Here is a 12704-nt window from a genome sequence, read left to right on the forward strand (position 1 = left end):
AACAGTGAGAGGTTTTTTTGCCAAGAAAATCCACCTCTCAAGTGAGTGTTTAAGTTTTAACTTGAAGGGTTGGATAATTGCTGCTGAATCCATTGTACATTTTCTGAGGTAAATAGATTTTCAATGTTTTTCCAAATGATATGGTAGCCATATCCTCCTTGTTTCATTTCTTTGACTGCATTTTCAATTGACCAATTTTCAAAAATAATACGATACATCGCAATGGTTGCACCTGTTCGATCTGATCCGTGATAACAATGAACAAGGACTTTTTGATTATTATTTTTTGCAATCTGAATAGCCTGCATTGCTTGAAGTAAGTCTTGGCGATTAATTGCCCATGTTTGAATTGGTATGTGTACTAAATTTAGCGATTGATTTTGGAGTACTTTTGCATCTTCATTTCGAGCTCTTAAATTTATCACCGTTTCAATCTGATATTTTTTTAGTAAAGGTATTAATTCGGAATTGGGTTGTTCACTGCGATAAACATCCTGACTGATCTGATAAAAATTATGCGTATCCGAGATTAAAGCCCCCCAATTTTGAGGGCGTTGAGATTGCTCTATACTCGGATGTGTCATACATCCATTTAGACTTAATGTTGAAACAACAAAAACAGTAATAAATATTCTTTTCATTTTATTGATAGCGATTAAATTCATAAGGGTCGTGGGCACAAATTAACTCAATCCTGGGTTCATGTTGAGCGAGATATTGTAACTGTTTAAGGTTTTGCAAACGTAGTTGGTTATCTTCAGCCAATAACCGTTCAGTGAAATCTAAAGCTCTGAGTTTGTTTTTTGGGTTTAGCTCAAGATGGGTGTAATAGGCATCGCCACAGAACAACATCCAGCCATCGGCCTTTTTAATCGCAATTCCACAGTGCCCAGCGGTATGCCCAATCAAGGGAATCATTAAAATTTCATCGTGAAATAACGGAAGCCCTTTAACTTTTTGCAAGTTAAACCATGGCTCGCCATCATTATGTTCAGCAAAGTTCCAATAGCGATGCTGTTTAAACTGTTCAGTCTTATAACGAAGTTTGCCTTTGGTTGTAAGTGATTGAGTGGCATTAAACTCCGCCGCTAAGAGATGCACTGTTGCATTTGGAAAATCAGAAATTCCACCAGCATGATCAAAATCTAGATGGGTCACAAAAATATGTTTTACATCACTCGGGTTAAAACCAAGTCGCTGTATCTGCTGAATGGCAGTTAGTTTTAGGTTGGGTACAATTGAGCCAAATTGTTTAAGTAAACTCCCTAATCGCTGTTCAGTATGCAGATAGTCTTGAAGTCCTAAGCCTGTATCAATTAAGACTAGACCGCGATCAGTTTCAATGAGGAGACAATGACAGACTAGATGTGCTTTCCAACCTTTTTGACCAAACAGCGGGGCGCAAACTGGACAGAAACTTCCACAGTGCAAATGATGAATGTTATAAATCATAGCGTTCTTATTTTATTAAAGTTTAAGATTTCTCTTATAACGTATCAAATAAGAAAACTAAAATGAAATTTTATAAGCTTAAAAAAATGCCTATCGATATGATAGGCGCTGGAGTTAGAAAAATAGAATATTGTTTTAATAAGTGGTTTGGTAAGGTACGTTGAGTATTTCTATACGACGTATCTCATCAGTCTTGCACTTCGCTCAAAACCTTGAATTAGCTTCAATCTTACTCAGGCTGAGGCGTGAGACGTAAATAAGGTTTTACAGCAGTGTAACCCTTTGGAAAACGTTGTTTAATTTCCTCCTCATCTTTGAGTGATGGGACAATAACAACATCCTCTCCGTGCTGCCAGTTTGCTGGGGTCGCCACTTTGTGATGATCTGTCAACTGTAATGAGTCAATTACACGTAATACCTCATTAAAGTTTCGACCTGTTGATGCAGGATAGGTAATAATCAAACGAACCTTTTTATTGGGATCAATAATGATCAATGAGCGCACGGTTAGGGTTTCACTGGCATTAGGATGGATAAAATCATATAGCTCTGAAACTTTACGATCTTTGTCTGCAATAATTGGGAAATTCACCGTTGTGTTTTGAGTTTCATTGATATCCTGAATCCAGCTTTTATGTGATTCCACATCATCCACAGATAAAGCGATTGCTTTTACGCCTCGTTTTGTGAATTCATCTTTGAGCTTTGCGGTGAACCCCAGTTCTGTCGTACAAACAGGTGTAAAATCAGCAGGATGTGAAAATAGAATCCCCCAGTGGTTACCTAGAAACTCATAAAAATCAATTCTTCCTTCGCTCGATTCTTGTTGGAAATTTGGAGCAATATCACCTAAACGTAATGTCATACTTCGTCCTCAGAACATTTTTAATCTTATGTGTGTTGGATTAATATGCGCCAGAAGGCTTAGAAGTAAAAATATTGTTTTTTGATGTTTTTATGAGTTTAAAAGATATAGAGTTTAGTTTGGTTGGAAAATTGATCGGAAATTCACATTTTAGTCGATGTAACTTATAGTCAAATTTGCTACATTAACTGACTTTGGTTGCTTGTGGTCAGAATTGCCTCGCAGATTTTTTACCTGTTTGGATGCAAAGCCCTTGTAGTTCTTATTTCTGACTCCATAATAACAGCTAAGAAAAAATTACCTATTTAAACAAACAGGATTAGAGAGTTTATTCATGTTGGCAAGTCTGATCGGAGGTATCTTCGGTACTAAAAATGAGCGTGAGCTCAAACGCATGCGTAAAATTGTTGAACAAATCAATGCGCTTGAACCGACGATATCTGCTCTTAACGATGCAGACCTTTCTGCAAAAACTCAAGAATTCAAAGAAAGATTTAAAAACGGTGAAAGCCTAAATAAATTATTACCTGAAGCATTTGCAGTTTGTCGTGAAGCTGCAAAACGCGTGATGGGAATGCGTCACTATGATGTTCAGTTGATTGGTGGTATCACACTGCACGAAGGCAAAATTGCTGAGATGCGTACAGGTGAAGGTAAAACCCTGATGGGTACTTTAGCGTGTTACCTCAATGCATTGAGTGGTCAGGGTGTGCATGTCATCACCGTCAATGACTATCTTGCACAACGTGATGCTGAACTCAACCGCCCATTATTTGAGTTTTTGGGTTTAAGCATCGGTGTGATTTATTCGATGCAAATGCCTGCTGAGAAAGCACAAGCTTATTTAGCAGACATTACTTACGGTACGAACAACGAATTTGGCTTTGATTATCTTCGTGACAATATGGTGTTTTCTCTACAAGAGAAAAAACAACGTGGTTTAAGTTATGCGATCATCGATGAAGTAGACTCGATCTTAATTGATGAAGCACGTACGCCATTGATTATTTCAGGTCAAAGTGAAGATTCATCGCATTTATATCAGTTAATCAATAGCATTCCTCCAACATTAAAACCTCAGAAAGAAGAAAAAGTGGCTGATGGCGGACACTTCTGGGTTGATGAGAAACAACGCTCAGTTGAAATGACTGAGGTTGGTTACGAGACTGTTGAGCAAGAGTTAATCCGTATGGGATTACTTGCTGAGGGTGAAAGTCTTTATTCTGCTGCGAACCTAAATCTGGTTCACCATGTCACTGCTGCGATTCGTGCGCATTATCTCTATCAAAAGAACGTTCACTACATTATTGGCATTAATCCTCAGACTCAAAAAGAAGAAGTGATTATTGTTGATGAAAGTACAGGTCGTACGATGCCTGGTCGTCGTTGGTCTGAAGGTTTACACCAAGCGGTTGAAGCCAAAGAAAATATGGAAATTCAGCCTGAAAACCAAACTTTGGCAACCACAACGTTCCAGAACTATTTCCGTTTGTATAAAAAGCTTTCAGGCATGACAGGTACAGCTGATACTGAAGCTGCTGAAATGAAAGAAATCTACGGTTTAGATGTTGTTATTATCCCAACTCACCGTCCGATGGTGCGTAAGGATCACAACGACTTAATTTATTTAAATCGTAACGGTAAATACAACGCAATTATCGAAGAAATTACCAATATTCGTAAGCAGGGTGTTGCGCCGATTTTGATTGGTACTGCAACGATTGAGGCGAGTGAAATTTTATCTGCAAAGTTATTACAAGCAGGTATTCAACACGAAGTCCTCAATGCAAAACAACATGAGCGTGAGGCGGACATTATTGCTCAAGCAGGTAGTCCAAACGCCGTAACGATTGCAACAAACATGGCAGGTCGTGGTACCGATATTTTGCTTGGTGGTAACTGGAAAGCCAAACTCGCAAAAATTGAAAATCCTACGCCAGAAGATGAAGCTCGTTTACAAGCGCAGTGGGAAAAAGATCACGAAGATGTATTGAACTCAGGTGGTTTGCATATCATTGGTTCAGAGCGCCATGAATCACGTCGTATTGATAACCAGCTACGTGGTCGTGCGGGTCGTCAGGGTGACCCTGGTGTTTCTCGCTTCTACTTATCGCTTGAAGATGATTTGATGCGTATCTTCGCGGGTGATCGTGTTGTTGCCATGATGCGTGCAATGGGCTTACAGGAAAATGAAGCCATTGAACATAAAATGGTGAGTCGTTCTATTGAAAATGCACAGCGTAAAGTTGAAGCACGTAACTTTGATATTCGTAAAAACTTATTGAAGTATGATGATGTAAATAATGAACAACGTAAAATTATTTACTCACAACGTGATGAGATTTTGGCAGAAAGTACATTACAAGATTATATCGAAGAGATGCATAAAGAGGTGATGAAAGGTGTTATCGCGAACTTCATTCCACCTGAATCTATCCATGATCAATGGGATATTCCTGGTCTAGAAACCGCTTTACGTACGGATTTAGGTATCGAGCTTCCTGTACAGCAATGGTTAGATCAAGATCGCCGCTTGGATGAGGAAGGTCTGATTGCACGTATTTCTGATGAAGTGATTTCACGTTATCGTCAACGCCGTACGCAAATGGGTGATGAATCTGCTGCGATGTTAGAGCGTCACTTTATGCTGAACTCTTTAGATCGCCATTGGAAAGATCATTTAGCTGCGATGGATTATTTACGTCAGGGTATCCACTTGCGTGGCTATGCTCAGAAAAATCCAGAGCAGGAATATAAGAAAGAAGCATTTAATTTGTTTGTGAACATGTTGGGTATTATCAAATCAGACGTTGTGACTGATTTATCTCGTGTTCATGTACCAACAGCAGAAGAATTGGCTGAGCTTGAAGCACAACAACAACGTCAAGCTGAATCAATGCGTTTATCATTTGAACATGATGATGTAGATGGTTTAACGGGTGAAGTGACTGCATCTGAAGAGTCTGAATATTCAGCGAATAATGCTCCATTCCCAGTTCCAGAAAGCCGCAATGCACCGTGTCCTTGTGGTTCAGGATTAAAATACAAACAGTGTCACGGTAAAATTTAAACTTCGATATCGTTTGATAAAAAAAGCAGGGTTAATCCCTGCTTTTTTTACGAGAAGTAACTTGAGTCGTTAAGTGCTTTATAGTTTCATTATTCAATAGAATGACTTTGACTGAATTCGCATGAAACGCGGGAAGACAATGAAAAAACCATTACAACTTTTAATTTTAGCGAGTGTTGCGGTATCAAGTGTAGGCTTTGCTAATGAAGCACCACAAGCAACGATCACAACCACAGTAGACAAAGTACTTGCAGCAAAAGGCGCGACGACAGCTGAAGCTCAAGTTAAACGTGAAGTGACCACAGTAATCAGCCCTCGTACAGGGATTCGATATACACTTGGAGATACAGGGAATCGCCCAATTGTTTTGCAAACAGCGGCTATCGCACCTGCTAACTCTGCCAATATCAATCGTATCGTAGCTGCTAACCCGGCATTATCTGCAAAGAGTCAGGAAAAGGCGAAGATCGCACTCATCGGTGAAGCCGCAGTACAAGCTGCTGATGCAGCCGCAGTACAAGCTGCTGATGCAGCCGCTGCTCAAACAGCAAGTGCTCAAGCACCACAAGCTACCAATCAATAAAAGTTTCAACAAAAAAAGGAGATGCAGATGCATCTCCTTTTTTTACAGCTAATTAAAGAAAGCTAGGTAATAAAATCAGACCAATAATGATTGCAAACATCAGCCATTTTGCAAGATAGTAAACTTTACGATTACGTTGTTTTAAACCACGACCATAATGATGTACGGCATAGCCATACTTGAAAATTCGATTGATAAAACCTGTTTTATCTTGATCATCATTCGGTGAACTTGCTGCTGACATAACATTGCGACCAAACCAATGATTGATCTTCTGAGCCCAGCCCCATTTCATTGGACGCTCGATGTCACAGAATAAAATAATACGGGTCTGATCCGTTTTATTTTCAGCCCAATGTACAAAAGTCTCATCAAAAACAGTTGCTTCACCATCGCGCCAGCTATAGCGTTCTTGATCAACTTCAATAAAACAGTCATCGCTGTTTGGTGTTACTAAACCTAAATGATAACGAACTGAACCCGCATAAGGATCACGATGTTTACCTAAATAACTTCCAGATGGAAGTTCAGTAAACATTGCTGCTTTTACTGAAGGAATACTTTCTAACAAGGCAACTGTCTTAGGGCAAAGTTGTTGAGCTGATGGATGGCTAGCTTGATACCATTTTAAATAAAAACGTTTCCAACCACGTTTGAAGAAGGTATTAAAACCTGCATCGTTGTTCTTTTCAGCTGCTTTAATTTGATTTTGTAGCTGGATTGCTTCTTCACGGATTACTTGCCAATTGTCCTGTAATGGTTTGAGCTCAGGAAACTGCGCCACATCAAAGAATGGTTGGTTCGGTAATTTAGAGAAACCAGTCATAAACATATTAACTGGTGCTAGAAATGTCGAATGGTCGAATAATTGTCGAGATGCTTTTAATCGTTCTTTGCCACGATAATAAGTGTATAAAAAACTGACCAAAAATACGGCAACGATAATCACTGCGTACATGAGCACAATCATCTAAAAAAAGGGAGTCGCGTATTTTAGCACAAAAAATATTAGCGGGAGAGATGTTGTAGCGTTTGAAAAAGGGTGAGTGGAATTGGCCGACAAATGGTTTGAGTGAACCTCTTATGACGTTCACTCAATTAGAACATATAAATTAGACTTGGTTATTTACATCATCGTGTTTGGTTTCACGGATGAACAAAAACGCGATTAACGAAAGAATTGACGCTAGACTTAAATACATTCCAACAGCACCTAAACCATAGTTTTCAGCAAGTTTGGTTGCAATGTAAGGGGCAAAGGATGCACCAAAAATACCTGCTAAGTTGAAAGTTAATGCTGAACCTGTATAACGGACTGATGTTGGAAAAATCTCAGAAAGTACAGTTCCAATTGGTCCGTAAGTGAGTCCCATGATTGAGAGACCAATACATAAAAATAGGAACACAAGTAATGGGCTACCAGACCCTAAAAGCGGCGCAAAACAAAGTCCAAATAATGCTGATAAGATACAGATAGCAACCGATGTATTTTTACGTCCAAACTTTTCAGCAAGAATCGCTGAAACAGGAATGAAAGCTGCAAAGCAAAGTGTTGCGATCAATTGTAATTCAAGGAAATCACCGCGAGCATATCCCAGTTTTGTTGTACCCCAGTTGAGTGCAAAAACAGTTGTGAGATAGAACACGACAAAAGTACAAATCGCAGCAACAGTACCCAAGACCAACATTGGGAAATGTTTCGTCATAACCTCTTTGAATGGGACATTAACTTCTTTTTGTTTGTCTAAAACTTTTTGAAATGCAGGAGTCTCATGCAATTTCAGACGGATATAGAGACCAACCAGAACTAACACCGCACTTGAGACGAATGGAATACGCCAGCCCCAAGTCATGAAATCTTGTTCTGACATAAAAGCATTCAATAATAGGAAAGAACCTGTTGCGAGGATAAAACCAATCGGGGCACCCAGTTGAGGGAACATGCCATACCATGCACGTTTGCCTTCAGGTGCATTTTCAGTCGCCAGTAGAACAGCACCACTCCATTCACCACCAAGACCGAGACCTTGACCTAAACGGCATAAAGCTAATAGTAAAGGAGCTGCAAGACCAATTTGTGCATAGGTTGGCAGTAAACCGATACAAACGGTTGATATCCCCATAGTGAGTAAAGCTGCGACTAAAGTTGCTTTACGTCCAATTCGATCTCCCAAATGTCCAAAAATTGTGGCTCCGATCGGGCGAGCAATAAAGGCAATTGCAAAAGTTGCGAGGGATTTTAGTACAGCGGCACCATCACTACTTTCTGGGAAAAATAAATGAGGAAAAATTAAAACTGCTGCAGTTGCGTAGATATAGAAGTCAAAAAACTCAATCGTGGTACCCACGAGACTGGCAAATAATACCCTTGTTTTTGAATTGCTTGCCACTTCGGGGGTGACAGTCGTAGTGCTAGACGACATACGAGACCTTATTTTATTTGATCAAGACACAGAAATATGGACTTGAGAATTCTTTGAATGCAAAGTCTACTCATGAAACTAGTGTCATTTCTTTTGGCCTGTCGACAGGAGTTAAAGTACATAACAGTAGATTGCAAGAAAGTGTAAACCTGCCCCGATTAGCACAAATACATGCCAAATTGCGTGGGTATATCTTACCTTTTTTAAAGCATAAAACAATGTGCCGACAGTATAAGCAAGCCCACCCGCAATCAATAACTGGATTGCTTCTTTTGATAGATAACGTTGCATATCATCCATAACCAACACGGCTAACCACCCCATGATGATATAGGCAGCCAAAGATACTTTTTGAAAACGATGAATTAGGATCAGTTTAAATACCGTCCCAATCAAGGCGATGATCCATAGCGCAATTAATAAATAATGTGCTTTCGCTGTTGGGATTGCGATACTTAGAAAGGGGGTATATGTTCCTGCAATCAGATAATAAATCGCAGTATGGTCAAGTTTTTTATACCAGTAGCGTTTCATTCCATCTTGAGAGAAATGGTAAAGCATAGAACTGCTGAGGAGTAATACAAGACTGAACCCATATACCCATAAACTCATCCATTGTCCGAAAGGTAGTCCATATCCTTTGATAATTAGAAACACCGATGCAATTAGCGCCAGAACTGCACCAATCCCGTGACTATAGGCATTAATTAATTCTTCTTTGGGATCATAATTGGTCAGAAAATTAGCGTTCATTGAGCTTCTAATAGTATAAAAATACAACTGTATCGTAATGCAATTTCCCTTTTAAAGTAAGACGCTATAAAATTTAGTTTCTATTTGTCAGGTTTTCACTATGTTTGCGCCCAAATTTTCCTTTGAACAAGAACAGCAATTTTTCTTGGAGATTCAGCAATCTATTGAAAACAATAGTTTTGACCGATTGATATTGAGTCAATACAAGGGCGAAATGACAGATTTAGAAAAAATGACTTTTCGCATTATTGAACTGCAAAATCAAAGTATGCTGTCCTGTTTATATCATTATAAAACGCAAGATATTACTAAGAATTATCCGATTGAAGTGGGATTAGAGAAAATAGCCGAGCTGTTGGCTCAGTCGAAACAAGCCAATCTATTTACAATGCATCAAGATATTCAACTGAAAAAAAACAAAAAGAAAGCCATGTTGAATGCACAGAAAAAGCAAATCAGTGTAAACCAAGCTCAACAGCATCATGATCGTGAAAAACATCGATTTGTTCAGCAACAAAGTCCATTTCTTAAACATCTTGGAATTACCGATGAAAAGGCACAAATCATTCCAAGCATGGCGCGCAAGTGGAAACAGATTAATAAGTTTATTGAAATTTTTTCAAATGCTTATGAGCAAATTGATGCTTCTCAACAAGAACTTAATATTGTTGATTTTGGTTCAGGAAAAGGTTATTTAACTTTTGCTTTGTATGATTATTTATTAGAGCAAAATAAAACTCCTTTAATCACAGGTGTTGAACTGCGTTCGAATCTTGTACAGTTTTGCCAAAAAGTTGCAGATGATGTTGGATTTAATCATCTTGATTTTTTTGAAGGTGACGTGCGGAGCTATGCCCCAGAAAAGCTAGATGTCATGATTGCACTACATGCTTGTGATGTAGCAACCGACTTTGCAATTCATACAGGAATTCGTCTGAATGCCTCAATGATCATGTGTGCGCCATGCTGCCATAAAGAGTTGCGACCTCAATTAAAAAGCCCAGAGGTTTTACAACCGATGCTTCAGTTTGGCATTCATGCAGGGCAGCAGGCAGAAATGCTGACAGATACATTACGTGCTTTGTTGCTTAAGGCTTACGGTTATGAAACTAAAGTTTTTGAATTCGTTTCACTGGAACATACCAGTAAAAATAAGATGATTTTAGCGACCAAGCGTAAAGATGTTCAGCAGCCTGATCCGAAAATTATGCAGCAAATTCAAGCCTTAAAACAGATGTATGGTATCCAAAAACAAAGCTTAGAATTGCTGTTACAAGATCAAATGCCGATCGAAAATTTAGGTTGTAAGTGCTAATTAAGCTGAGATCGAGATGTATAGAGTCCAAAGTGGTCACTGGGATAAGTTAGAGCAAGACGCAAAGTTCATTCGAAAACAAGTTTTTATAATTGAGCAGAACATTCCTGAAGAAGAGGAGTGGGATGATCAAGATATGATTTCAGATCATTTTGTTGTCTATGATCAAGACCAACCAATTGCGACTGCGCGTTTATTACAACACAATAGTGTAGGGCGTGTGGCTGTACTCAAAGCTTATCGCGGACAAGGAATTGGACGTATGATTATGTTAGAGATTATTCGGCAAGCACATCAACAAGATCGAAAATTTCTTCAGTTATCCTCACAAGTTCACGCCATTTCATTCTATGAAAAATTAGGATTTTCGATACAAGGGGATGCATACGATGAGTGTGGAATTCCTCATATAAAAATGCAGTTGGTGATTGAAACTAAAAATCACTGAAACGAAGATTTAGATCATAACTTGCTCGATCGATGATCAGATCGAGCAAGTTATATTTCTTTATTGGTGTTGCTGATGTTGGGTTTCAACCTCTGAGCTTGCTTGAGCGTTTTCTTGAGTTATTGCTTTTTGTTGTTCTGCTGCTCGCTGCGCTCCAGGCATATAATCTGGTTCATTGCTCATAGCTAAGTAGAAGAAACTGAGAAAAATTGTACTAAGTACCCCAACGATAATGACAAATTTCCAACCTAATACGGTTTCACTTGAATCGTTGTGAGAGTTTGAGCGATTACTCATAGAAAATTCCAAAAATAAAATAAATAAAAAACTTGCTAGAACAACATCATTTAATCAATTTGATAAAAAGCCTAAACATTATATGGTTTTATAGTTTGTTTTGGGTTGTCTGATGATTTGTATTATTGATTGAAACTTGAAAGTTGATTTGCAAAAAAGAATAGTCTGAAATTAATATTTAGGGCTAAATTTAAGCGATTATTTAGAATTAGATATGATTTACATAAGTTTCCAAGTCTTCAATATTATAGTATTCAAAGACTTGGAATAGGTGAGATGATTATAAGGCGTTCCAATCTTCAATAGCTTTGAAGCCTGTTTCTAGACCAATATCATAACTATAACGAATCTTGGCTTTATTCTTGGTGAGTCGACCCGCCATATGTTTTAAGTCGGGTGGGCAAACCTCCAATATTTTTTGTTCAGATGCTGTTCTAACAAATTGAACAGATTCATTATAGCGTTGCGTTCTTGCTAATAAACTTTTGGCAAAACCATGTCGTTGCTTGAATGCGTACTTTGCAAGGAGTTGATCACCTTTACTACTGGCTTTGTAGTAATTTTTGGGGCGAGTTCTCAGTACCATGAGTTTAGATACATTAGTTTGTTTCGCCGTCCAAAGTACGGGAAGAGCATCTGCGACTCCGCCATCAAAGTAGGGTTCACCAAAAACCTCTACAGCTTGACGAGTAAGCACTGGAATAGAACTTGATGCACGTAATCCATCGAGAATGTTGTCTTTGGAGGCTTTGATATATGTTGCATCTCCTGAAATAGCATGGGTCAATACCATGTAAAATTCAGGATGATTGGCAAATAATTGAGCTTGATTGAGTGGATTTTCTTTTTCAACCACTTCCCACATCCATTTCAAATCAAGTAAGTCACCACCTTTGAAGAAGCGTCCATAATGAATGAATTCAGATCGAACAGAATGATCTAGATAGATTTGTAGGGTGCGACCTTGTTGAGCTGCGAGGTAATTAGCGACATTGGTAGAACCAGATGAAACACCAACACAAAGATTAAATGGATTAAATTGTTGCAGTAAAAATGCATCTAAGACACCGCTGGTAAATGCGCCGCGCATTCCACCACCTTCAACGACCAGTGCTTGACGATTTTGGTGAAGCATTCAATATCTCGAATGGGATGATAAATCCCTGTTTAACACGGATTTATCATCTTCGACAAGAATACTTTAGTGATTGTGTTGCTGATGCTCGCTATGTTGAGCTTCGCCATTTGCTGGAGATTGTGACATTTCAGCTGCTGCCGCTGCTTTTTTTTGATTCATTGGCATATAGTCAGGCTCATTATTTATGGCTAAATAAAAAATCACCATAAAGATAAAGCTTAAAATGCAAGTGATGATCAGTGCTTTCCAACCCCACGGCGAGGTTTCAGGACATAATTTCTCAGACATAAGACAAATTTCCAAAGGACAAAAAGTAAAGCAGAATTGGTATATTTATAGCACAATTTGTGATGGATTAGA

The 12704-nt window shown here is 38.7% G+C and carries 13 protein-coding genes; 4 read left to right on the plus strand and 9 right to left on the minus strand.

Features of this window, described 5'->3' with window-relative positions; genetic code table 11:
- Positions 1-56: 56 nt before the first annotated feature.
- The 3 genes from MKL32_RS15635 to MKL32_RS15645 form a co-directional block, all read right to left on the minus strand.
- On the minus strand, positions 57-641 hold the full coding sequence (locus MKL32_RS15635; protein ID WP_171057530.1) for a dual specificity protein phosphatase family protein: 585 nt from the start codon (positions 639-641) through the stop codon (positions 57-59).
- 1 nt (position 642) lies between these two features.
- Positions 643-1452, minus strand: a complete 810-nt coding sequence (locus tag MKL32_RS15640) for an MBL fold metallo-hydrolase (protein ID WP_004963997.1) — start codon at positions 1450-1452, stop codon at positions 643-645.
- Between the two features lie 229 nt (positions 1453-1681).
- Entirely contained in the window at positions 1682-2317 is a 636-nt protein-coding gene (locus MKL32_RS15645) for a peroxiredoxin (protein ID WP_039047026.1), read from the minus strand.
- A gap of 334 nt (positions 2318-2651) precedes the next feature.
- On the opposite strand from MKL32_RS15645, the gene secA reads away from it, so the two are divergent.
- Together secA and MKL32_RS15655 are read left to right on the plus strand one after the other, a co-directional pair.
- Positions 2652-5387: a preprotein translocase subunit SecA gene (secA, locus tag MKL32_RS15650; protein ID WP_005402099.1), complete on the plus strand. Its 2736-nt coding sequence runs from the start codon at positions 2652-2654 to the stop codon at positions 5385-5387.
- Between the two features lie 139 nt (positions 5388-5526).
- Complete coding sequence (locus MKL32_RS15655; RefSeq protein ID WP_270900742.1) at positions 5527-5970, plus strand: hypothetical protein; 444 nt, start codon at positions 5527-5529, stop codon at positions 5968-5970.
- A gap of 52 nt (positions 5971-6022) precedes the next feature.
- On the opposite strand, the gene lpxO is transcribed toward MKL32_RS15655, so the two are convergent.
- From lpxO to trhA, 3 genes are all read right to left on the minus strand, one after another.
- Entirely contained in the window at positions 6023-6928 is a 906-nt protein-coding gene (gene lpxO / locus MKL32_RS15660; RefSeq protein WP_035338465.1) for a lipid A hydroxylase LpxO, read from the minus strand.
- 154 nt (positions 6929-7082) lie between these two features.
- Positions 7083-8393 (minus strand): MFS transporter, encoded by a 1311-nt coding sequence (locus MKL32_RS15665; protein ID WP_204378956.1) that lies wholly within the window; start codon positions 8391-8393, stop codon positions 7083-7085.
- A gap of 111 nt (positions 8394-8504) precedes the next feature.
- Positions 8505-9146, minus strand: coding sequence for a PAQR family membrane homeostasis protein TrhA (gene trhA / locus MKL32_RS15670; protein ID WP_004908846.1), 642 nt, complete (start codon positions 9144-9146; stop codon positions 8505-8507).
- A gap of 100 nt (positions 9147-9246) precedes the next feature.
- Between trhA and MKL32_RS15675 the strand changes: the two genes are divergently transcribed.
- Both MKL32_RS15675 and MKL32_RS15680 read left to right on the plus strand, forming a co-directional pair.
- Positions 9247-10461, plus strand: a complete 1215-nt coding sequence (locus MKL32_RS15675) for a class I SAM-dependent methyltransferase (protein WP_270900743.1) — start codon at positions 9247-9249, stop codon at positions 10459-10461.
- 16 nt (positions 10462-10477) lie between these two features.
- A complete protein-coding gene (locus MKL32_RS15680; RefSeq protein WP_270900744.1) occupies positions 10478-10909 on the plus strand; it encodes a GNAT family N-acetyltransferase in 432 nt (143 codons plus the stop codon).
- 60 nt (positions 10910-10969) lie between these two features.
- On the opposite strand, the gene MKL32_RS15685 is transcribed toward MKL32_RS15680, so the two are convergent.
- The 3 genes from MKL32_RS15685 to MKL32_RS15695 form a co-directional block, all read right to left on the minus strand.
- On the minus strand, positions 10970-11206 hold the full coding sequence (locus MKL32_RS15685) for a hypothetical protein (protein WP_099949106.1): 237 nt from the start codon (positions 11204-11206) through the stop codon (positions 10970-10972).
- Between the two features lie 280 nt (positions 11207-11486).
- Positions 11487-12341, minus strand: a complete 855-nt coding sequence (locus MKL32_RS15690; protein WP_270900745.1) for a patatin-like phospholipase family protein — start codon at positions 12339-12341, stop codon at positions 11487-11489.
- A gap of 66 nt (positions 12342-12407) precedes the next feature.
- Complete coding sequence (locus MKL32_RS15695; protein WP_004908835.1) at positions 12408-12632, minus strand: hypothetical protein; 225 nt, start codon at positions 12630-12632, stop codon at positions 12408-12410.
- Positions 12633-12704: the final 72 nt, after the last annotated feature.

Origin of the sequence: Acinetobacter sp. AOR34_HL (genome assembly GCF_027854795.1) — a bacterium.
Classification (GTDB): Bacteria; Pseudomonadota; Gammaproteobacteria; order Pseudomonadales; family Moraxellaceae; genus Acinetobacter; species Acinetobacter junii.